This is a genomic window from Ralstonia sp. RL, assembly GCF_001683835.1.
Classification (GTDB): Bacteria; Pseudomonadota; Gammaproteobacteria; order Burkholderiales; family Burkholderiaceae; genus Ralstonia; species Ralstonia mannitolilytica.
Genome location: NZ_LWRX01000225.1, coordinates 26,377 through 48,974 on the forward strand (window position 1 = coordinate 26,377; position 22,598 = coordinate 48,974).

The window sequence follows — 22,598 nt, forward strand, 5'->3', positions numbered from 1 at the left end:
CATGCTCGTGAATGCGCAGGGCAGCGCGCAGGTGCGCCGCGTCGCCATCCTCGGCGGCAACCGCATCCCGTTCGCCCGCTCGAACACCGCCTACGCCACGGCATCGAACCAGCAGATGCTGACCGCCGCCATGCAGGGCCTGATCGACCGTTTCAACCTGCATGGCCAGCGGCTTGACGAAGTGGTGGCCGGCGCGGTCATCAAGCACGCACGCGACTTCAACCTGGCGCGCGAGACGGTGCTCTCCACCACGCTGGCCAGGCAGACGCCCGCCTACGACGTGCAGCAGGCGTGCGGCACCGGCCTCGAAGCCGCCATCCTCATCGCCAACAAGATTGCGCTGGGGCAGATCGACGTGGGCATTGCCGGCGGCACGGATACCACGTCCGACGCGCCCATCGGCCTGAACGAAAAGATGCGCAAGGTGCTGCTGGAGGCCAATCGCGCCAAGTCCACCGGCGCACGCATCAAGGCGCTTGCCGGGCTGCGGCCGTCGATGTTCGTGCGCCCGCTGCTGCCGCGCAACAGCGAGCCGCGCACGGGCCTGTCGATGGGCGAGCACTGCGAACTGATGGCCAAGCGCTGGGGCATCCGCCGCGAAGACCAGGACGCCCTCGCGCTGCGCAGCCACCAGAACCTGAGCGCCGCCTACGAGCGCGGCTTCTTCACCGACCTGATGACCGCCCACCTCGGGCTCGACCGCGACAACAACCTGCGCACCAACCTCACCATCGAACAACTGGCGAAGTTGCAGCCGGTGTTCGACCGCAGCGAGGCCGGCACGCTGACCGCAGGCAACTCGACCCCGCTGACCGACGGCGCATCGTGCGTGCTGCTCGCCAGCGAGGAATGGGCGCGCACGCACAACCTGCCCGTGCTCGCCTACATGACCTGCGCCGACACGGCCGCCGTCGACTTCTTCAGCGGCACCCCCGAGCAGAACGAAGGCCTGCTGATGGCGCCGGCCTATGCCGTCTCGCGGATGCTGCAACGCGCGGGCCTGACGCTGCAGGACTTCGACTACTACGAGATCCACGAGGCCTTTGCCGCGCAGGTGCTGTGCACGCTCGCGGCGTGGGAGTCGCCCGAGTACTGCCGGGAAAAGCTCGGCCGCAGCAGCCCGCTCGGCAGTATCGACCGCAGCAGGCTGAACGTGAACGGCAGCTCCCTCGGCACCGGCCACCCGTTTGCCGCCACGGGCGGGCGCATCGTCGCCACGCTCGCCAAGATGCTGGCGCAGCGCGGCAGCGGGCGGGGGCTGGTGTCGATCTGCGCGGCAGGCGGCCAGGGCGTGGTCGCCATCCTGGAGCGCCCCGAAAACATGTCGCATTGAACCGACGGGCCTACGGGAACGGCCCGCTCATCCAACCCGCGCGGCACATAACAAAACCATGCCGCGTTTCATGGACGGAGACACCATGAACACCGTTGCCGACCGCAGCAATCTGACCGACCGCATCTGGCTGAAGTCGTATCCCGAAGGCGTGCCTGCCGAGATCGACCCCGACCGCTACCACTCCCTGGCCGAGGTGTTTCGCGAATCGGTGGAGAAATACCGCACCCGCGTCGCCTACGTGAGTGTCGGCACGGAGATGACCTACGACGAATGCGAACGCCAGGCGAAGCACTTCGCGGCATGGCTGCAGTCGCGCGGCGTGAAGAAGGGCGACCGCGTGGCAATCATGCTGCCCAACAGCCTGCAGTACCCGGTGTGCCTGTTCGGCACGCTGCTGGCCGGCGCCATCGTCGTCAACGTGAACCCGCTGTACACGGTGCCCGAACTGGCGCACCAGTTGCGCGATTCCGGCGCGCAGACCATCGTCGTGCTGGAGAACTTCGCGCGCACGCTGGAGCAGGCCTTGCCTGGCACCCAGGTGCGCAACATCGTCATCACCGGCATTGGCGACCTGATGGGCGGCGCGCTCAACCTCAAGGGCCGCGCGCTGAACTTCGTGATGCGCCACGTGCAGAAGCAGGTGCCGCCGTACACGCTGCCCTCCCCCGTCTGGCTGCGCGATGCGCTGGCCACGGGACGCTCGCGCACGCTGCAGCCGGTGCAGCTGGAACCCCAAGACATCGCCTTCCTGCAATACACCGGTGGCACCACGGGCGTGGCCAAGGGCGCGATGCTGACCCACCGCAACATCATCGCGAACCTGCTGCAGGCGGAAGTGTGGTCCAAGGGCATGCTCTCGGATGAGGCGGAGACCAACGTCACGCTGCTGCCGCTGTATCACATCTTCTCGCTCACGGTGAACCTGCTGATGTTCATGACCATGGGCGGGCGCAACATCCTGATCGCCAATCCGCGCGATACCAAGCGCGTGCTGTTCATCCTCCGCAAGGAACGCTTCTCGGGCATCGCGGGCGTCAACACGCTGTTCAACGCGCTGCTGGAAGACCCGGAATTCGCCAACCGCGACTTCTCGGCCATGAAGATCACCATCGGCGGCGGCATGGCCGTGCAGCGCGCGATTGCAGAGCGCTGGAAGAAGGTCACCGGCCACACCATCGTCGAAGGATATGGGCTGACGGAATGCTCGCCGGTCGTGTCGATGAACCCGCCGGACATCACCGAGTTCAGCGGCACGATCGGCCTGCCGGCACCGTCCACGGAAGTGCGCTTCAAGCGCGACGACGGCACCATCGCACCGATCGGTGAACCCGGCGAGCTGCAGGTGCGCGGCCCGCAGGTCATGCGCGGCTACTGGCAGCGCCCGGACGAGACCGCGAAGGTGATCGACGCCGACGGGTGGTTCTCCACCGGCGACATCGGCGTGATGGACGCCAACGGCTACATCCGGCTGATCGACCGCAAGAAGGACATGATCCTCGTCTCGGGCTTCAACGTGTACCCGAACGAAATCGAGGACGTGGTGGCGCTCCATCCCGGGGTGCTCGAGGTGGCCGCCATCGGCGTGCCGGACCCGGTGGCGGGCGAACGCGTGAAGATCATCGTCGTGCCACGCACCGGCGCGCTCACGGAAGCCGCGCTGCTCGAACACTGTCGTGCGCATCTGACCGGCTACAAGATGCCGCGCATCGTCGAGTTCCGCCACGAAGAACTGCCCAAATCGACCGTCGGAAAGATCCTGCGCCGCGAACTGCGCGATGCCGACCCCGACATCCAGCGCGCCCGGGCCGCGCAGGCACAGCAATGAGTACAACGACCATCGCACGGGAGACCCGCATGCAGCTGCGCACCCTCGTCCTGGTGGCCGCACTGGCCTGGAGCGCCGCGGCCCAGCCGCAGACGCCGGAGGCCTCTGCCCCAGCCGCCGGCACCGCAACGCCGTCCGCCGCCATCGGCAGCTTTGCCGCCATGGACGTCGCCAGACAGACGGCATGGCTCGGCAGCCAGGTCCACGCCAATGCCTTCGCCAACTGGTCCGACGAGGACATCCTCGCCATGGCCCAGGCCATGAAGCCCGAGACGCTGGTGCGCTGGCTGCGCGCCGAAGTCGCCAAGCTGCCCGAGTACGAATACCGCATGCGCCGCCAGGAGCGCGTGAAAGAACAGTGGCAAAGCCAGCCCTCCCTCATGCTGGTGCGCTACCGCAACGCGCCGCGCCAGGTGTATGCGCGCTGGCTCAAGGGCGGCGCGCATGCCGGGCAGGAAATCCTCTACGACGAGACTGTGCGCAAGGACGAGATGTACGGCCACCTGGGCGGCGTCTTCGGCTTTGCGGCCATCTGGAGTGCGCTGGATGGCGCGCTGGCGAAATCGCAGTCCAACCACACGGCGCGGGAGCTGGGCCTGCAGTTCATCGTCGATTCCGTCGAGCGCGACGGACGCGCGCATGTCGCGGCCGGCGGCACCGGCAAGTTCAACGACGCCCGGGTCGTCACCGAAAACGGCGAGCGCATGCTGCGGCTGACCTGGGATGCGCCCGGCGGGCCGCCGGCGTTCTACGCCAAGCGCGTGAGCCTGTATTTCGACCTCCGGAACCCATGGGTTCGCATCGAAGAATCGTGGGACGAATCGGGCAACCAGCTCGAGAAAATCGTCATCGAAAGCGTGACGCGCAAGACGTGGAGCGACCAGACCTTCAACCCCAAAAACCCGGAATACAAGTTTTAGTGCACCGCCCGCGGACCGTTGTGCACCAAGGCACCGCCGGCCGGCGGACGGTATGAAACGAGACTAGGGGAAACCCCTTGTTGCGTGCGTACCAGCTAGAGGAAAGCTTCGGTCAATCCGGCGAAAACGCTGCGTTATGCTGCGAAAACACAAATCGCCCCACCCGGCGAAATAACAATCCCATCCAGAGAGACAACCACATGAACCGCACTGCCCGCCGCTTTGCCGCAGCGCTTGCCTGCGCTGCCGCCAGCACCTTCGCTGGCTCCCTGGCCCATGCCCAATCCACCGCCGAGGCCAATGTCGCCGCAAGCGCCAGCACGGGCGCCGAAGGCTCCGGCGGCGGTGGCGGCGGGTTCGGCAAGTTCATGGACGACTACGTCTGGGGCCGCAACGTGATGGCGATGGGCTGGTTCTACATCCGCCCGATGGACTCCGCCACGCCGCTGACGACCACCACCAGCGCGCTGGGCCTGGGCACGTACCAGTCGCCGGGAACTGACGTGAAAGTCAGCAACGCCAACACGCTGTCGCTCACGTTCACGCACTTCTTTACCGACAACCTCGCCGGCACGTTCGTGGGCGGCGTACCGCCGAAATTCAACCTCTACGGCAGCGGCAACGTGATCGCGCCGGTGCCCGTCGTCGGTCCGCTCACACTCATCAACCTGGGCCTGCCGCAGAACAACCCCGTCGCGACCGTGCGCGAGTGGAGCCCGGCCATCGTCGCGCAGTACTACTTCGGCACCAAGGAGAGCAAGTTCCGCCCGTTCCTCGGTGCCGGCGTGAGCTACAACTTCTTCACCAACCTGCGCCTGAACTCGAACTTCGTGAATGCGCTGCAGAACCTCGGGCAGGTCCTGCAGCTCGGCATGGGCCAGGTCCCGACCGGGCCGGCCAAGGTGACAGCGGAAACGTCGAGCTCCTGGACGCCGGTGGCCAACGTGGGCGTGTCGTATGAATTCGCCAAGAACTGGACTGCCATCGGCACCGTGTCGTACCTGCCGCTGAAGACGACCTCGACGATCACGATCCGCAGCCAGCAGGGCCAGGTGCTGGCCGTCAACAAGACCGACATCAAGGTCGACCCGATCGTCTTCGGGCTGGCGATCGGTTACAAGTTCTAAGTGGCCGACCGGCCGGCCGTGCTGGCCGGGCCATTGATCCACGGCAAACGCCACCTCCGGGTGGCGTTTTTCGTTGCGGCGCGACCCGATATGATGGCGGGAGTTTGCTGCCGCCCTTCTGGCCAGCCGTCCCACCTTTCCTGCCCCGCCCATGACCCAGCCTTCCATCGCCATCGTCGGAGCCGGCATTGCCGGTGTTGCCTGTGCCAATGCGCTCGCCGCGGAGGGCATCGCCGCCACGGTCTACGAGCGTGCCGGCGGCGTGGGCGGCCGGCTGGCCACCACGGTGCTGCCCGAGGGGGCGCCCGCCTATGCGTTCGACCACGGCGCGCAGTCGTTCAACGTACGCAGCGAGGCCTTCCGCCGCGCAGTGGACGCGGCCCGCCGGCAGGGCTCGGTGATGCCCTGGCCGGCACGCTGGGGCCATCGCACCGCAGACGCGCTGCAGCCCGACACGCGCGACGAAGCCCGCTACGTCGGCCTGCCCGGCATGGGCGCGCTGGTGCGCAGCCTCGCCACGCCGCTCGACGTGCGATTCGGCCATGCCGTCACGCGCGTGGCCCACGACGGCCGCCGCTGGACCCTCGAGCGCCACGGCGCGGAAGCCGTCCACGCCGACATCGTCGCCCTCGCCCTGCCGGCGCCCGAGCTGCCGGCGCTGTTCCATGGCGCAACGCCGGCCTCGTTGCAGGAGACCATCGCCCCGGTCGGCTACGCCCCGTGCTGGGCGCTGATGATGGGCTTCGCCCAACCGCTGAGCGTGCCCTACGACGGCATCCGCATCGACGATGACATGCTCGCCTGGGCCGCCCGCGACAATACCAAGCCGGGCCGCGTGATGGTCGACGAATCGTGGGTCGTGCATGCGTCGCCGGGCTGGTCTGCCGCGCACGCGCACGACACCCCGGAGCAGGCGCTGCACGCCATGCATGCCCGCTTTGCCGAGGTCTTCCCCGGCATGCCGGAGCCGGACGTGATGGCCGCGCACCTGTGGCCGCACGCGCTCGTGGAGCAGCCCGCCGGCGTGCCGTGCCACTGGGACGCCGCCACCCGCCTGGGCGCCTGCGGCGACTGGTGCGAAGGGCCGCGCGTGGAGGCCGCCTTCCTCAGCGGTGTCGCGCTGGCCGCACAGATTGCCGGGGCGCGATAGGAACCCACCTGCCGGCGTTACAATGTCGGGTTGTCTCGTGTTTCGTGTGCCGGGTCGCTCACCCGGCGGTGGCTTTCCCCTGACGACGCCATGCGCACCCGACGCCAAGTCCTCGCCCTAGCCTTTGCCGCCGCCGCTGCAGCGGCAACGGTTTCGCTGTCCGCCCGTGCGCAGGTGCTGCGCAATATCCCGGCGACGGCGCCGGCGGCCCAGTTGACCGTCAATTCGGCCAACACCGGCACGCTGAGCACCGGCAGCACCGGCCTGGTCCGCATCCTGCTGCTCGGTTTCGGCAGCAGCAGCGCCGATATCCGCTTCGCTCCGGGTGTGCGGATCCTGTCGCTGGACGGGCGCCTGCTGCCGCCGGGTTCGGTGGTCGGCCAGACGTTCAAGGTGCGCTACCAGCTCGACCTGTATCAGCAGCTGCTGACCGCCTGGGTGGTCAGCGACGAGGATTACAAGGCCGCGGTGGCCGCGCAGGCCCAGAGCCCGTCGCAATAGCGCAGTCCGCAACCCCACGAAATACGTGCCCCCAGGTCAACCACTGTGAACGGCACATGAAAAAAGTCTTCATCAAAACCTACGGCTGCCAGATGAACGAGTACGACTCGGACAAGATGTCCGACGTGCTCAATGCGGCTGAAGGCCTCGTCCCCACCGACTCGCCCGAAGATGCGGACGTGATTCTCTTCAACACGTGCTCCGTGCGCGAAAAGGCGCAGGAAAAGGTGTTTTCCGAACTCGGTCGCGTGAAAGCGCTCAAGGCGCTCAAGCCGGACCTCGTGGTGGGCGTGGGCGGCTGCGTCGCGAGCCAGGAAGGAGCGTCCATCGTGGCGCGCGCGCCTTACGTGGACGTCGTCTTCGGCCCGCAGACGCTGCACCGCCTGCCGGAGTTGATCGCCGCGCGCCGCCGCACGGGCCGCTCGCAGGTCGACGTGTCGTTCCCCGAGATCGAAAAGTTCGACCACCTGCCGCCGGCGCGCGTGGAAGGCGCCACCGCGTTCGTGTCGATCATGGAAGGCTGCTCGAAATACTGCAGCTATTGCGTGGTGCCGTACACGCGCGGCGAGGAGGTCTCCCGCCCGTTCGACGACGTGCTCGCCGAGGTGGCCGGCCTGGCCGAACAGGGCGTGCGCGAAGTCACGCTGCTGGGCCAGAACGTCAACGCCTACATCGGCAAGATGGGCGACACGAACGAGCGGGCCGATTTCGCGCTGCTGCTCGAATACGTGGCCGAGATTCCCGGCATCGAGCGCATCCGCTACACGACGAGCCATCCGAAGGAATTCACCTCGCGCCTGATCGAGGCGTACGCGACCAACCGCAAGCTGGTCGACCACCTGCACCTGCCCGTGCAGCACGGCTCCGACCGCATCCTGATGGCGATGAAGCGCGGCTACACGGTCCTCGAATACAAGAGCATCATCCGCAAGCTGCGCGCGATCCGGCCGAACATCTCCATCGCCACGGACTTCATCGTCGGCTTCCCGGGCGAGACCGATGCGGACTTCGCCAAGACGATGGACCTGATTCACGAAATCGGGTACGACAACTCGTTCAGCTTCATCTACAGCCCGCGCCCCGGCACGCCGGCGGCCAACCTGCAGGACGACACGCCGCACGCGGTAAAGCTCGAGCGCCTGAAGCTGCTGCAATCGACCATCGACGCCAACATGGTTCGCATCAGCGAGGGCATGGTCGGCAGCGTGCAGCGGATTCTCGTGGAAGGCCCGTCGCGCAAGGACCCGACCGAACTGCACGGCCGCACCGAGAACAACCGCGTGGTCAACTTCGCCCTGCCCGATCTGCCGCAGGCGCGCCGCGACCAGCTCGTCGGCCAGATGCTGGACGTGCGCATCGTCCATGCGTATCCGCACTCGCTACGCGGCGAAGTGGTGGCGGACGCGGTCAACTGATCATCGACACAGACCGATTTGATGAAACCGACCCTCGCTGAATTCACCGCGCCCAAGAACGACAACGCGCGCCTGCAGAACCTGTGCGGGCCGCTCGATGAGAACCTGCGGCAGATCGAGCAGGCGCTGGACGTGACGATCAACCGGCGCGGCAGCAAGTTCACCGTGCGCGGCGCCAACGCGCAAGGCGCAGCGAATGCCCTGGAAACGTTCTACAACGCCGCGCGCGAGCCGCTGTCGGTGGATGACATCCAGCTTGGCCTGGTCGAGACGCGCCAGGTGGCCGCACACGGCGCACACCTGCCGGCGTCCCACCTCGAAACGTCGGACGGCAACGACCTCTCGCCGGTGCTGCATACGCGCCGCACCGACCTGCACGGCCGCACGCCGATGCAGCGCCAGTACCTGCGCCACATCCTCTCGCACGACCTGTCGTTCGGCATCGGCCCGGCGGGCACGGGCAAGACCTACCTGGCCGTTGCCTGCGCGGTGGATGCTCTCGAGCGCGACGCCATCAAGCGCATCGTGCTGACGCGCCCAGCCGTGGAAGCCGGCGAGCGGCTGGGTTTCCTGCCCGGCGACCTCGCCCAGAAGGTGGACCCGTACCTGCGTCCGCTGTACGACGCGCTGTACGACCTGCTCGGCTTCGACAAGACGCAGAAGATGTTCGAGCGGCAGATGATCGAGATCGCGCCGCTCGCCTACATGCGCGGCCGCACGCTCAATCACGCATTCATCATCCTCGACGAAGCGCAGAACACCACGCCTGAGCAGATGAAGATGTTCCTCACGCGGATCGGCTTCGGCTCCAAGGCCGTCATCACCGGCGACACCACGCAGATCGACCTGCCGCGCGGACAGAAGAGCGGCCTGGTGGAAGCGCAGCATGTGCTGCGCGACGTGCGCGGCGTGGCAATGACCCGCTTTTCCAGCATCGACGTCGTGCGCCACCCGCTGGTGGCCCGCATCGTCGAGGCCTATGACGAATTCCATGCCCAGCATAAAGATGCATAAGGACGCCTGAACGTGGCCAAAGCGAACACCAAGACCAAAAGCAAGAAGATCCAACCTCAAGCCACCGGCCCGCGCGTCGACGTATTCGACGCCAAGGGCAAGCCGAAGACCGTGGACGCCAGCGCCCTGCGCATCGCGTTCGCCGACGGCCGCAGCCTGATCGTGAGCCTGCCGGACACGGCCGACGGCGCCATCACGCTCGTCGCCGAGCACTCCGATGCCAACACGCATGCCATGCTGTCGCTGCGCCCCGAGCACCACGACAGCATCACGCTGCAGATCGAAAGCGTCGAAGCCGATGCGACGCAGCCCGCTGAAGCCGAAGACATCGACGAGGCATTCGGCGGCGCAGAGATGCTCACGCTCGACCTGACCGTGCAGCACGGCGATGAACTGAAGGCCGCCGCCCGCAAGGCGCTGCCCAAGGAGCAGGACATCGAGGCGTGGATCGCGCCGGCGCTGTTTGCCGATGCGCAGCTCAACGTGCGCTTCGTCGGCGAGGAGGAGGGCCGCACGCTCAATCGCACGTACCGCGGCAAGGACTACGCCACCAATGTGCTGACTTTCTCCTACGCAGAGAACGAGGATGACCCGGTCTCGGCCGATATCGTGCTGTGCCACCCGGTGGTCGTGAACGAGGCGAAGGAGCAGGGCAAGCCGGTGCTTGCCCACTACGCGCACCTGATCGTGCACGGCACGCTCCACGCGCAAGGGTACGACCACGAAGACCCCGCCGATGCCGAAGAGATGGAAGGCATCGAAACGCAGATCCTCGGCGAACTCGGTTTTGCCGATCCGTACGCCGATCGCTGAAGCGCATCGCCCCCCCTGCAACGCCGGCTCCATGCCGGCGTTTTGCTTTGCGGGCCCGGATGTTTCAGCCCTGAATCGTCCCCCGGTTTGCCGCGCATCCAGCCCTGACACCGGTGGGCGGCCGGTCCTCCGCCATTTGGCGCATGGGCGCGCCCGTCAAACCGCGCATGCGTACGGCTTTTGGCATCGGTCATTCGACACGTGCGCCGTGTCCGTACGGCCCATGGGCTCGCGCGACGTCGATTCCTATCCTCGACGCATAAGCCGCCACTCGAGCGTGCTGAATCCATCGGCGCGAACGAGCGCCATCGGGCCAACCCGCGCACAGACCGGCACGGCCCAGCGGGGAGGTCATCATGCGTCAACGCTTCATGGACAGCATTCCGTGGACCACGCTGCTCGTCGGCGTGGGTGTCGGCACCGCGCTAGCCGTCACGCCCGGAACGGCACGCGCCGATCACCGGCAGTCATGCTACGCAGGCATCGTCGTCGTATTCGACGGTGCGTGGCATCCGGGCGCCGTGGTGGGCTGCCGCACGGTGAACGTATCGGACAGCAACAATGTGGTCGGTGCGGAAATCAACCTGATGGTTGCGCAAGGGACGATCCGGCCGCGCGTGCAGGCCGTCGTCGGCAGCACGAGCGTGCAGGCACTTATCGGCGGCGGCTATGACTTTGCGAGCAGCAAGGCGCTGATGGGGGTGGGCGTCACGGGCGACCACTGGCTGGCGGGCCTCGACAAGGAGCTCGCCGGACGCTGGACAGCCTACGGCGGCGCGAGCACGCTCGGCCGGTATCACGGCAACTCGCACCCGGTGGCCGCCGCACCGGCTACCGCACCGACAAGCAACAACACCAGCCCGCCGCCCAACGACAACAACGCACCAGGCAAGCCCAGCCCGACGCCCGCTCCCGCACCCGGCACATCGCCGAGCCCTGGCCCGACGCCAGCACCCGGCCCCGGTGCGGCGCCGACGCCGACGCCGACGCCGACGCCGACGCCGACGCCGACTCCGACTCCGACTCCGACTCCGACTCCGACTCCGACACCAACACCAACACCGACGCCGACGCCGACCCCGGCACCGGTTCCATCCCCGTGCGGAAGCTGCCACGGCGGGCATCATCATGGCGGCCATCACCATGGCCACGATCACGATCATGGCCACGACGGCGAGCACGGTCACCATGGCGGCAGCGGCGGCCCACACGGAGGAGACCACGGTGGGGACGGTGACCATGGCCGCCACAGTGGCGACCACGACCATGGCGGCGACGGCGACCACGACGGCCAAGGCCACGACCATGGCGGTCATCATGACCGGGCTGGCGATGGCGACCATGACCGCAGCCGCCATAGTGACGACACCGGACAAGGCGGTCGCAAAGGCGGCGACCACGACGGCGGCCATCATCGGGGCGACGATTAGCACCGCACTCGGGCCGGCCTCCGGAAGTGAAAATCCACGCACTTCCATAGAGCCGGCTGCCACCGGCTGTCATCTGGGCGCGAGGTCTTTTGGTGTATGCTGGCCCGATGTTTAACGACGCGCGACCGCGCCATGAATGATCCGTATCCCAGTCCGAAGCCAGCCGACAAACCTCGCTCGCTGCTGGAACGCCTGACCGACCTCATCTCGCCCGAGCCCGAATCGCGGGCCGAGCTTCTCGAAATCCTCCAAGACGCCCACGCGCGCAATCTCATCGACGCCGACTCCCTGTCGATGATCGAAGGCGTGTTTCAGGTCTCCGACCTGTGTGCGCGAGACATCATGATCCCGCGCGCCCAGATGGACGCGATCAACATCGCCGACGCGCCGTCCGAGTTCATTCCCTTCGTGCAGGAAGCCGCGCATTCGCGCTTTCCGGTGTACGAGGGCAGCCGGGACAACATCATCGGCATCCTGCTGGCCAAGGATCTGCTGCGCTTCTATACGGACGAAGGCTTCGACGTGCGCGACATGCTGCGCCCGGCCGTGTTCATCCCGGAGTCCAAGCGGCTGAACGTCCTGCTGCGTGACTTCCGCGTCAACCGCAACCACATTGCCATCGTCGTCGATGAATACGGCGGCGTGGCCGGCCTCATCACCATCGAAGACGTGCTCGAGCAGATCGTCGGCGATATCGAAGACGAGTACGACTTCGACCAGGAAGAAGACAACATCCTGCCCACCGCCGACGGCCACATGCGCGTGCGCGGCCTGACCGAGATCAGCCAGTTCAACGAGGCGTTCGGCACGCAGTTCTCCGACGAGGACGTCGATACGATCGGCGGGCTGCTGTCCAATCACCTGGGCCGCGTGCCGCACCGCGGCGAGAAGATCGTCATGGGCTCGCTGCAGTTCGACGTGCTGCGCGCCGATGCGCGCCAGGTGCAGGTCCTGCTCGTGCGCCGCGTCGCCTCGCCGGCCGGCGGCAGCGCTGCGGCCGCGTCTTCCGGTTCCAACCCCGCCTGATCCTTTCCGTGCCCGCTCTGTTCTCTTCGCCTGCCGCCGATTCGTCCCGCCGGCAGGACACCCCGGTCGTGCCGCTTGCACGCTTGCGTCTGGCCATGCCGCTGGCGGCGCTGCTCGGCGTCATGCACACGCTGTCGTTCGCGCCGAACCATTGGTGGTGGCTGCAGATCCTGTCGCTCGCGGGGCTGGCGGCGCTGGCCGAGCGCGCAGCGCGTCTGCGTGATGCCGCGTGGGTCGGCTATGCCTTCGGGCTGGGCTGGTTCCTGTCTGGCATCTGGTGGCTCTACATCAGCATGCACGTCTACGGCGACATGCCGGCGTGGATGGCCGCGCTGGCGGTGCTGCTGTTCTCCGGGTACCTGGCGCTGCATCCCGCCCTGGCGGCGTGGGCCTGGCAATGGCTCACCCGAGGTCGACGCGGCGGCCAGTGGGCGGGTGCCGCATCGGCGCTCACGTTCGGGGCGGCGTGGGCGGTGACGGAATGGCTGCGCGGCACCGTGTGGACGGGCTTTCCGTGGATCAACGGCGGCTACGCGCATACCGATGGCCCGCTGGCCGGCTACGCACCGCTGGTGGGCGTGTACGGCATCGTGCTCATCGCCGCGGCGCTGGCGGGCCTGCTGTGCGTGGCCGCCGAGCGCCGCCTGCCCTGGCTGGCCGGCATCGCGGCCGCGATCGTGCTGGTCGCCGGCTGGCCGCTGCACGGCATTGCGTGGACGCAACCGGTGGGCAGACCGATCTCCGTGCGCCTCCTGCAGGGCAACGTGCCGCAGGACGTGAAGTTCCAGCAGACCGGCATCGAGCGCTCGCTGGCGCTGTACACCAAGCTCGTCACCGAAAAGCCCGCGCAACTGGTGGTCACGCCCGAGACGGCGTTCCCGATCATGATCCAGGAGATGCCGCAGGAGATTGCGCTGGCCCTGCGCACGTATGCGGACACGACCGGCTCCAGCATCCTGTTCGGCGCCGCCAGCGAGGATTCGCGCGTCGATTACACCAACAGCGTGTTCGGCATCGGCCCCGACTTCCATGGCGTGTACCGCTACAACAAGCACCACCTCGTGCCGTTCGGCGAGTTCATCCCCTTCGGCTTCCACTGGTTCGTCAACATGATGAACATGCCGCTGGGCGACTTCCGCCGCGGCCAGCGCGTGCAGCCGCCCATGACGGTCGCGAGCCAGCGCGTCGCGCCCAACATCTGCTACGAGGATCTGTTTGGCGAAGAGATCGCTGCGTCGCTGCGGCACGCGGACCACCCCGCCACGATGCTCGCCAATGTGACGAACCTGGCATGGTTTGGCGACACGATCGCGCTGGACCAGCACCTGCAGATCTCCCGCATGCGAGCCCTGGAAACCGGCCGCCCGATGCTGCGCGCGACCAACACCGGCGCCACCGCCGTGATCCGTCCGGACGGCACCGTGCAGGCGCGCCTGCCCGCCTTCACGCTGGGTACGCTGCAGGCCGATGTGCAGGGCATGCAAGGCCTGACGCCGTTTGTACGCGCCGGCAACACGCCTGCGCTGGGCGTGAGCCTGCTGGTGCTGCTGGTTGTGCTGGCGCGCCGTCGGCGGGCGGCAGCGCACTGATCGACGACGGCCCGGAGGGCTTTGCAGCCACTTTCCGGGACGGCCGACAAAAAACGCTAAAATTCAACGTTTTACGGCGGGCACCGCAGCAAAACGCGCGGTGCCCGCCGCTGCATTCCACCGCCGCGCAGCACTGTGCTGCCTCGACGGACCTTCGGGACCACCATGCTTACTTTCCAGCAACTCATTCTCAAGCTGCAGTCGTACTGGGACGCCCAGGGCTGCGCCCTGCTGCAACCGATTGACCTCGAAGTCGGCGCCGGCACCTCGCACGTCCACACCTTCCTGCGCGCCATCGGCCCGGAACCCTGGCGTGCGGCCTACGTGCAACCGTCGCGCCGCCCCAAGGACGGTCGCTACGGCGAGAACCCGAACCGCCTGCAGCACTACTACCAGTACCAGGTGGTGCTCAAGCCGGCACCCGAGAACATCCTCGACCTGTACCTGGGCTCGCTGGAAGCGCTGGGCCTGGACCTGAAGCAGAACGACGTCCGCTTCGTCGAAGACGACTGGGAGAACCCGACGCTCGGCGCGTGGGGTCTGGGCTGGGAAGTCTGGCTCAACGGCATGGAGGTCACGCAGTTCACGTACTTCCAGCAGGTGGGCGGCCTCGACTGCAAGCCCGTCACGGGCGAAATCACGTACGGCATCGAGCGCCTGGCGATGTACATCCAGCAGGTCGAGAACGTCTACGACCTTGTCTGGACGGAATGGGAAGAGCCGGGCCCCAACGGCCCCGTCAAGCGCCGCCTGACCTACGGCGACGTCTACCACCAGAACGAAGTCGAGCAATCGACCTACAACTTCGAGCAGGCCGACACCGCCGTGCTGTTCCGCCGCTTTGCCGAGCATGAAGCCGAGGCCAAGCGCCTGATGGGCGTGCGCGAGGAAGGTGCGGCGGACGACGGCGCACCGGTCGTGCAGCTCGCCCTGCCCGCCTACGAGCAGGTGCTCAAGGCCGGCCACACGTTCAACCTGCTGGATGCACGGGGCGCCATCTCGGTGACGGAGCGCGCGGCTTACATCGGCCGCATCCGCAACCTGTCGCGTCTGGTCGCGCAGGCCTATTACGACTCGCGCGAGCGCCTGGGCTTTCCGATGTGCGGCACGGCCGCTGCCGGTGCCAAGACCGCGGAGGCCGCATGACCGCCGTCCGTGCACGGCGTGGATTGGCGCTGCTGACGGCCGCGGCCGTTGCTGCGCTGGCGCTGCCGACAGGCGTGGCACAGGCCGCGCGGCACCGCACTTCCAAGCCAACATCGGCCGAGAAGATCTTTGTCGTGCCCAGCAGCCTCACGCAGCTGTGCGTGGCCGATTCCAAACCGCTGCAACAGGCGCTGAGCACGGCATGGACGCCGCCGCCGCCCTCGCTCGACCAATGGACGAGCCTCGCGCGCACCATGGCGTGCGACCTGTCCGGCGCGCGCGATCTGGGCTGGCACCGCGTGCCGCTGCGCACGTATGCGACGGCCCTGCGCTTCCCGTTCACCTGGGTGGAATGGCAAGGCTCCGGTGCAAAGGCACAGCGCCGCGCGCGCGTCTTCCGCTCGTTGGGACAACTGCCGAGCCGGCTGGAGTTCAACGTATCGGGCACGCTGCAGGAAGTGCGCTACGACGCCCGCCGCGGCACGCTTTCCGCCCGCTTCCTGCGCCGCGACGCCGCCACGCCCGGGACCAACCCCGCGCCGATCGCGCCGCCGCCCCCGCCGGGCCAGTGCGCGGGCACGCAGTTGCAGTTCCAGCAGCAGAACGGCGTGTGGCTGCTTTCCGCCGTGGAACCCGTGCCCGGGTCGCCTTGCTGAGCCCCCATTACGTAATTGCCGCCCATGGAACGTGAGCGGCGCAGAACAACGACGTCACCGATTTTCAACGCTATGTCCACCCTCCTGATCGAACTGCTGACCGAAGAACTGCCGCCCAAGGCGCTGGCCCGTCTGGGCGACGCGTTTGCGCGCGGCCTGTTTGATGGTCTGTCGGCGCAAGGCCTGCTTGAAGAAGGCGCTGCCGTGGAAGGCTTTGCCACGCCGCGCCGCCTGGCGGCATCGATCACCGGTGTGCGCCGTGCGGCGCCCGATCGCGAACTGCGCGAGAAGGTGCTGCCCGTGACGATCGCCTTCGACGCCGAGGGCAAACCCGCCGCGCCGCTCATCAAGAAGCTGGCTGCACTGGCCAAGACGGTCGGTGTGGAGACGATCGCTCCCGAGTCGCTCGAGCGCGCGCCGGACGGCAAGGCGGAGTCGCTGTTCTACCGCTACACCGCGCGCGGCGCCGTGCTGGCCGATGGGCTGCAGACCGCGCTGTCTCAGACCATCGCCAGCCTGCCGATCCCGAAGGTGATGACGTACCAGCGCCCGAACGGCGAGAGCGTCCAGTTCGTGCGTCCGGCACACAAGCTCGTCGCCCTGCTCGATAGCGAGATCATTCCCGCGAGCGTGCTCGGCCTGCAATCGGGCAACGTGACGCTGGGCCACCGCTTCCTGTCGGCCGGTGAAATCGTCATCAAGGACGCTGCGTCCTACGCGAGCACGCTCGAAGCACAGGGCAAGGTCATCGCGAGCTACGCCAAGCGCCGCGAAGCCATTCGCGCCGAGCTGCTCAGGACGGCCGGCAACGATACGGTGGTGATGCCCGAAGCGCTGCTGGATGAAGTCAACGCGCTGGTCGAATGGCCCGTGGTCTACCCGTGCCACTTCGAGGAAGCGTTCCTCGCCGTGCCGCAGGAATGCCTGATCCTGACCATGCAGACGAACCAGAAGTACTTCGCGCTGACGGACGCCCAAGGCAACCTGCGCAACCGCTTCCTGATCGTCTCGAACCTGGCCACGAGCACGCCCGAAGCCATCATCGAAGGCAACGAGCGCGTGGTGCGCCCGCGCCTGGCCGACGCCCGCTTCTTCTTCGAGCAGGACAAGAAGAAGCCGCTGGCCGACCGCGTGCCGCTGCTCTCGCGCGTGGTCTATCACAACAAGATCGGCACGCAGCTGGAGCGTGTCTCGCGCCTGCAGGCGATCGCCGGTCAACTCGCAGAAAAGCTGGGCGCCGATGTCGCGCACGCCTCGCGAGCTGCGCTGCTGGCCAAGGCCGACCTGCTGACCGACATGGTCGGCGAGTTCCCCGAGCTGCAGGGCACGATGGGCACCTACTACGCCCGCCACGACGGCGAACCCGACGACGTGGCGCTGGCCTGCTCGGAGCACTACCAGCCGCGCTTTGCTGGCGACGCGCTGCCCAGCTCCGCCACCGGCACCGTGGTCGCGCTGGCCGACAAGCTCGAAACGCTGGTCGGCATCTGGGGCATCGGCCTGCAACCGACGGGCGAGAAAGACCCGTTCGCGCTGCGCCGCCACGCGCTCGGCATCCTGCGCATGCTGATCGAGAAGCCGCTGACGCTGACCATCGACGACGCGTTGCAGACGGCTGCCGCGAGCTTCGACGGCATCGCGGCCGTCAAGCCGGACCTGGCCGCCATCACGGACTTCCTGTACGACCGCCTGCGCGGCTATCTGAAGGACAAGGGGTACAGCACCAACGAGGTGGAAGCCGTGGTCAGCCAGCGCCCGCAACGCCTCGATGACATCGTCGCGCGCCTCGAAGCCGTGCGTGCGTTTGCCGCCCTACCGCAGGCCGAATCGCTGGCTGCCGCCAACAAGCGGATCACGAACATCCTGAAGAAGACCGACGCGGCCATCGGGGCGGTGCAGCCGCAGCTGCTCAAGGAAGACGCCGAGCGCGCCCTGCACGATGCAGTCGCCTCGTCCGAGCCGCAAGTGGACAATGCCTTTGCGCGCGGCGATTTCACCACCGCCCTGAAGACGTTGGCCGGCCTGCGCGAAGCGGTCGACACCTTCTTCGACGGTGTGATGGTGATGGCCGACGACACCGCGCTGCGCAACAACCGTCTCGCGCTGCTGGGCCAGCTGCACGGCCTGATGAACCGCGTGGCGGACATCTCCAAGCTGGCCGCCTGAGCCTCGTCCGGAGCCTGCCATGCCGCATGTCCCCAAGCTGGTGATCCTCGACCGCGACGGCGTCATCAACCTCGACAGCGATCAGTTCATCAAGTCGCCCGACGAGTGGATCGCCATCGACGGCAGCCTGGAAGCCATTGCCGAACTGAACCAGGCCGGCTACCAGGTCGTGGTGGCGACCAACCAGTCAGGCATCGGGCGCGGGCTGTTCGAGGCCGCCGCACTCAACGCGATGCACGAGAAGATGTACAAGGCGCTCGCCACGTTCGGCGGGCGCGTCGATGCGGTCTTCTTCTGCCCGCACACCGCCGCGGACGCGTGCGAATGCCGCAAGCCCAAGGCCGGCATGCTGCGCGAGATTGCCCGGCGCTTCGACGTGGACCTGTCGGGCGTGCCCGTGGTCGGCGATTCGCTGCGCGACCTGCAGGCCGGCGTGGAGGTTGGCGCCGTGCCGCATCTCGTGCTGACCGGCAAGGGCGCCAAGACGCGCGATGCCGGCAACCTGCCGCCCGGCACCCAGATTCACCAGGACCTGCGCGCGTTCGCGCGCGCGCTGCTTTCGCCCGCACCGCACGGCACGCCGTCACGGGCACCCTGAACCCGCACCATGACCTTCATCCGCTCGCTGCTGTTCCTGGTCTACCTGATCGTCTATACGCCGCTGCATGCGGTGTTCTGCTTCATCACGTTTCCGTTTCTGAATCCGCATCGGCGTTTCTGGGTCGCGGCCGCGTGGACCAAGATCACGCTGTGGGTGGCAAGCTGGCTCGTCGGCATCCGCTGGAAGTACGAAGGCTGGGAACACGTTGAGGCGGCCGTCGCCAGCAACAAGCCCATTGTGCTGCTCTCCAAGCACCAGTCTGCGTGGGAAACGCTGGCGTTTCCGGCCACCATGCCCCGGCCGCTGTGCTATGTCTTCAAGCGCGAACTGCTGTACGTGCCGTTCTTCGGGTGGGCGCTTGGCATGCTGAAGATGGTGCACATCAACCGCAAGGACGGCGCCAACGCGTTCGCCTCGGTGGCGCGCCAGGGCAAGGCGCGCATGGCCGACGGCGCGTGGATGATCATGTTCCCTGAAGGCACGCGTACGCCGGTTGGCGCACCCAATCCGCGCTACAAGAGCGGCGGCGCGCGCTTTGCCGTCGACACCGGCGCATGGGTGCTGCCCATCGCGCTCAATTCCGGGCGGCTGTGGCCGCGCAACGCGTTCCTCAAGCATCCCGGCCTGATCACGGTGTCTGTCGGCCCCGCCATTTCGAGCGCCGGCAAGACAAGCGATGAGCTCAACCGCGAAGTCCAGACATGGATCGAAACCGAAATGCGTAGAATCGACGTCGACAGCTACCGCGAGCCCGCATGAAACTGCTGCGCCCACCGACTTCGCCCACCGCCGCCGACAGCACTCAGCTCGAGCTGCCGTTGCTCGCGCCCGAGGCGCCGTCGGAGCCTGGTGCGCCGTCGGACGCCAGCCTGCTCGCGCCGCCGGCATTCGACCCTTCCACCGTGCCGTTGGGCCCCAACCAGCGCCGGCTGGCGCTGGGCGAACGCGCGCTCGTCTACAACCTGAAGCGTTCTTCGCGGCGCACCATCGGCTTTGTCATCGATGACCGCGGCTTGTCGATCACGGCGCCGCGCTGGGTCACGCTTGCCGAGATCGAGCACGCCATCGCCGAAAAGCAGAAGTGGATCTTCGCCAAGTTGGCCGAATGGCGCAGCAGTGCCGCACGCCGCGTGCTGCCGCCCATGGCATGGGAAGACGGCGCAACGCTGCCCTTCCTCGGCAAGACGATCACGCTCAAGCTGGAATCGCCCATCGGCGCGCTGATGTTCGATGCCGACACGTGCATGCTGCACCTTGGCCTGCCGCCCTCCGCGACCGAGCAGCAGATCAAGGACCGCGTGCAGGGCTGGCTGCAGACGCAGGCGCGGCGCGTCTTCGGCGAGCGCCTCGACGTGTATGCCGAGCGCCTGGGCGTGCGGCACAGTGCGTATGCGCTGTCTTCGGCTGCCACGCGCTGGGGAAGCTGCACGGCCGACGGCAAGATCCGCCTGAACTGGCGGCTCGTGCACTTTCCGCTGAGCCTGATCGACTACGTGGTCGCGCACGAACTCGCGCATCTGAAGGAGATGAACCACAGCCCCCGCTTCTGGGACACGGTCGAGTCGATCTTCCCCGAGTTCCGCGAAGCGCGCGAGCAGCTGCGCTCGCATCCGCCGGAATACCTGCCAGCGTTTTGATTCGCTGGCGCAGGGGTGGTCGGACCGGGGGGCTCTGCACGTTGGGCAACACCCTCCTACAATATCGCCTTCCCCCGCAGTCCCCCAGGAAGGAAATCCCATGCGAATGCTTCACACCATGCTGCGCGTCGGCGACATGCAGCGCTCGATCGACTTCTACACCAAGGTGCTCGGCATGCAACTGCTGCGCACCAGCGACAACCCCGAATACAAGTACTCGCTCGCCTTCGTCGGCTACGGCCCGGAAGCCAGCAACACCGTCATCGAACTGACCTACAACTACGGTGTGAGCGAGTACGAGCTCGGCACCGCGTTCGGCCATCTCGCCATCGAGGTGGAGAACGCCGCGGAGGCCTGCGAGCAGATCCGCAAGGCCGGCGGCAAGGTCACGCGCGAAGCCGGCCCCGTCAAGGGCGGCAGCACCATCATCGCCTTCGTGGAAGATCCGGACGGCTACAAGATCGAACTGATCCAGGCCCGCTCGATGCCCGATGGCAACCGCCACTAACCTCACGCGCCGGCCCCTGGACGCCACCGCCATCAGCCTGATGGTGGTGCTGTGCATGTGCTGGGGCTTTCAACAGGTTGCCATCAAGGTGGCGGCGCACGACGTCGGGCCCGTCATGCAGGCCGGCGTGCGCTCGGCGATTGCGTCGGTGCTGGTGCTCGCCTTTGCAATGTGGCGCGGCACGGCCCTCTCGGTGCGCGACGGCACGTTGCCCGGCGGGCTCGTGGCGGGCCTGCTGTTCGGCGTCGAGTTCCTGTGCATCTTCATCGGCCTGAGCTACACCACGGCCTCGCGCATGGCGGTGTTTCTCTACACCGCCCCGATCTTCACCGCGCTCGGCCTGCACTTCTTCGTGCCCGGCGAGCACCTGCGCCCGCGTCAGTGGACCGGCATCAGCATCGCCTTTGCAGGGATCGTGCTGGCCTTTGCCGACGGCATCCTGCACCCTGCCGCCGGTCCGTCCACGTCGTTGGGCGATGCGCTCGGCGTGGCGGCAGGCGCGCTGTGGGGCGCGACGACCATCGTCGTGCGGGCGAGCAAGCTCTCGGAAGCGCCGGCCGCCAAGACACTGCTGTACCAACTCGCGGTGTCCGCCGTGATGCTGATGGTGATGGCCGCCGGCACGGGGCAGATCGCCACGGCCAACCTCACGCCGACCGCGCTGGCGAGCCTGGCCTACCAGGCCGTGCTGATTGCGTTCGCGAGCTACCTGACGTGGTTCTGGCTGCTGCGCCGCTACCTGGCGTCGCGCCTGTCGGTGTTCTCGTTCCTGACGCCGCTGTTTGGCGTGGCCTTCGGCGTCTTGCTGCTGCACGAGCCGGTGGGCCTGCGCTTTGCGCTGGCCGCGGTACTGGTGCTCTCCGGCATCCTGCTCGTCAACCTTCGGTGATATCCGGGAAGCTGCCGGCGATGCGCTCGGCCGGCAGCGCGTTGGCCACCGCCACGAAGTCCTCCACCGGCACCTCTTCGGCGCGCCGTCCCAGATCGAAGCCGAGCGCATCGAAATCGACCACGTCGCGCAACGCGCCCAGCGTGTTGCGCAGCACCTTGCGCCGCTGCGAGAACCCCATCGTCACCACCGTGCCGAGGGCGCGCATGTCGACCGGCGCATACGGCGATTTGCCGGCCGGCCACGGGATCATCCGCACCACGGCCGAATCGACCTTCGGTGGCGGATTGAACGAGCCCGGCGGCACATCGAGCACCGGCTCCATGTAGTACCGCACCTGCAGCATCACCGACAGCCGGCTGAACGCCTTGCTGCCCGGCGCGGCCACCATGCGGTCGACCACTTCCTTCTGCAGCATGAAGTGCTGGTCGCGCACGCGGTCGGCAAACGCCGCGAGGTGGAACAGCAGCGGGCTCGAGATGTTGTACGGCAGGTTGCCGACGATGCGCAGCGGCCGCCCCGCCTCATGCAGCGCGCCAAAATCGAACGCCAGCGCATCGCCGGCATGCACGATCAGCCGATCGCCGAAACGCTTCTGCAGGCGCGCGACGAGGTCGCGGTCCAGCTCGACCACCTGCAGCGTGCGCACGCGGTCCATCAACGGTATGGTCAGCGCGCCGAGGCCGGGGCCGATTTCAACGAGCACGTCGTCGGGCTGCGGATCAATGGCGGCAACGATGGCGTGGATCACGCCGTCGTCGACCAGGAAGTTCTGGCCGAAGCGCTTGCGGGCCTGGTGCCCCTGGTGTACGCCGGTCGTGGATCGTGCCATCGCGAAACTCGTGTCGG

21 protein-coding genes are annotated in these 22,598 nt (G+C 67.4%); 20 read left to right on the forward strand and 1 reads right to left on the reverse strand.

What is annotated here, in order from left to right; all coding sequences use genetic code 11:
- Position 1 precedes the first annotated feature (1 nt).
- The 20 genes from A6M56_RS20475 (at position 2) to A6M56_RS20570 (ending at position 21,749) form a co-directional block, all read left to right on the forward strand.
- Positions 2 to 1,333, forward strand: a complete 1,332-nt coding sequence (locus A6M56_RS20475; protein WP_045785856.1) for an acetyl-CoA C-acetyltransferase — start codon at positions 2 to 4, stop codon at positions 1,331 to 1,333.
- Between the two features lie 85 nt (positions 1,334 to 1,418).
- Positions 1,419 to 3,161, forward strand: coding sequence for an AMP-binding protein (locus A6M56_RS20480; protein ID WP_102080744.1), 1,743 nt, complete (start codon positions 1,419 to 1,421; stop codon positions 3,159 to 3,161).
- Between the two features lie 29 nt (positions 3,162 to 3,190).
- Entirely contained in the window at positions 3,191 to 4,081 is an 891-nt protein-coding gene (locus A6M56_RS20485) for a DUF1571 domain-containing protein (protein WP_045785854.1), read from the forward strand.
- A gap of 200 nt (positions 4,082 to 4,281) precedes the next feature.
- Entirely contained in the window at positions 4,282 to 5,208 is a 927-nt protein-coding gene (locus A6M56_RS20490) for an OmpW/AlkL family protein (RefSeq protein ID WP_062739044.1), read from the forward strand.
- 151 nt (positions 5,209 to 5,359) lie between these two features.
- Complete coding sequence (locus tag A6M56_RS20495) at positions 5,360 to 6,358, forward strand: NAD(P)/FAD-dependent oxidoreductase (protein ID WP_045785852.1); 999 nt, start codon at positions 5,360 to 5,362, stop codon at positions 6,356 to 6,358.
- Positions 6,359 to 6,448: 90 nt separating this feature from the next.
- Positions 6,449 to 6,859: a hypothetical protein gene (locus tag A6M56_RS20500; protein ID WP_045785851.1), complete on the forward strand. Its 411-nt coding sequence runs from the start codon at positions 6,449 to 6,451 to the stop codon at positions 6,857 to 6,859.
- Positions 6,860 to 6,915: 56 nt separating this feature from the next.
- Entirely contained in the window at positions 6,916 to 8,274 is a 1,359-nt protein-coding gene (gene miaB / locus A6M56_RS20505; RefSeq protein WP_102080743.1) for a tRNA (N6-isopentenyl adenosine(37)-C2)-methylthiotransferase MiaB, read from the forward strand.
- A gap of 21 nt (positions 8,275 to 8,295) precedes the next feature.
- Entirely contained in the window at positions 8,296 to 9,288 is a 993-nt protein-coding gene (locus A6M56_RS20510; protein ID WP_045785849.1) for a PhoH family protein, read from the forward strand.
- 12 nt (positions 9,289 to 9,300) lie between these two features.
- Positions 9,301 to 10,101, forward strand: coding sequence for an rRNA maturation RNase YbeY (ybeY, locus tag A6M56_RS20515; RefSeq protein WP_045785848.1), 801 nt, complete (start codon positions 9,301 to 9,303; stop codon positions 10,099 to 10,101).
- A gap of 356 nt (positions 10,102 to 10,457) precedes the next feature.
- Positions 10,458 to 11,531, forward strand: a complete 1,074-nt coding sequence (locus A6M56_RS20520) for a hypothetical protein (RefSeq protein ID WP_286758372.1) — start codon at positions 10,458 to 10,460, stop codon at positions 11,529 to 11,531.
- Positions 11,532 to 11,663: 132 nt separating this feature from the next.
- Positions 11,664 to 12,557, forward strand: coding sequence for a CorC family transporter (locus A6M56_RS20525; protein ID WP_045785845.1), 894 nt, complete (start codon positions 11,664 to 11,666; stop codon positions 12,555 to 12,557).
- A gap of 68 nt (positions 12,558 to 12,625) precedes the next feature.
- Positions 12,626 to 14,146: an apolipoprotein N-acyltransferase gene (gene lnt, locus A6M56_RS20530; RefSeq protein WP_102080742.1), complete on the forward strand. Its 1,521-nt coding sequence runs from the start codon at positions 12,626 to 12,628 to the stop codon at positions 14,144 to 14,146.
- A gap of 165 nt (positions 14,147 to 14,311) precedes the next feature.
- Positions 14,312 to 15,292, forward strand: coding sequence for a glycine--tRNA ligase subunit alpha (gene glyQ / locus A6M56_RS20535; protein ID WP_045785843.1), 981 nt, complete (start codon positions 14,312 to 14,314; stop codon positions 15,290 to 15,292).
- Positions 15,289 to 15,948, forward strand: coding sequence for a hypothetical protein (locus tag A6M56_RS20540; protein ID WP_045785842.1), 660 nt, complete (start codon positions 15,289 to 15,291; stop codon positions 15,946 to 15,948). The genes glyQ and A6M56_RS20540 overlap by 4 nt, the downstream gene beginning before the upstream one ends.
- A 72-nt stretch (positions 15,949 to 16,020) precedes the next feature.
- Positions 16,021 to 18,114: a glycine--tRNA ligase subunit beta gene (glyS, locus tag A6M56_RS20545; protein ID WP_102080741.1), complete on the forward strand. Its 2,094-nt coding sequence runs from the start codon at positions 16,021 to 16,023 to the stop codon at positions 18,112 to 18,114.
- A gap of 19 nt (positions 18,115 to 18,133) precedes the next feature.
- On the forward strand, positions 18,134 to 18,712 hold the full coding sequence (gene gmhB / locus A6M56_RS20550) for a D-glycero-beta-D-manno-heptose 1,7-bisphosphate 7-phosphatase (protein WP_045785840.1): 579 nt from the start codon (positions 18,134 to 18,136) through the stop codon (positions 18,710 to 18,712).
- Between the two features lie 9 nt (positions 18,713 to 18,721).
- Positions 18,722 to 19,474, forward strand: a complete 753-nt coding sequence (locus tag A6M56_RS20555; RefSeq protein ID WP_102080740.1) for a lysophospholipid acyltransferase family protein — start codon at positions 18,722 to 18,724, stop codon at positions 19,472 to 19,474.
- Complete coding sequence (locus A6M56_RS20560; protein WP_102080739.1) at positions 19,471 to 20,352, forward strand: M48 family metallopeptidase; 882 nt, start codon at positions 19,471 to 19,473, stop codon at positions 20,350 to 20,352. The genes A6M56_RS20555 and A6M56_RS20560 overlap by 4 nt, the downstream gene beginning before the upstream one ends.
- Positions 20,353 to 20,452: 100 nt before the next feature.
- Positions 20,453 to 20,860 carry a lactoylglutathione lyase gene (gene gloA, locus A6M56_RS20565; protein ID WP_045785837.1) on the forward strand — a complete coding sequence of 136 codons (408 nt, stop codon included), beginning with the start codon at positions 20,453 to 20,455 and terminating at the stop codon, positions 20,858 to 20,860.
- A complete protein-coding gene (locus tag A6M56_RS20570) occupies positions 20,844 to 21,749 on the forward strand; it encodes a DMT family transporter (RefSeq protein ID WP_102080738.1) in 906 nt (301 codons plus the stop codon). The genes gloA and A6M56_RS20570 overlap by 17 nt, the downstream gene beginning before the upstream one ends.
- Here A6M56_RS20570 and rsmA read toward each other — a convergent pair.
- Complete coding sequence (rsmA, locus tag A6M56_RS20575; RefSeq protein ID WP_045785835.1) at positions 21,736 to 22,581, reverse strand: 16S rRNA (adenine(1518)-N(6)/adenine(1519)-N(6))-dimethyltransferase RsmA; 846 nt, start codon at positions 22,579 to 22,581, stop codon at positions 21,736 to 21,738. The genes A6M56_RS20570 and rsmA overlap by 14 nt on opposite strands.
- Positions 22,582 to 22,598: the final 17 nt, after the last annotated feature.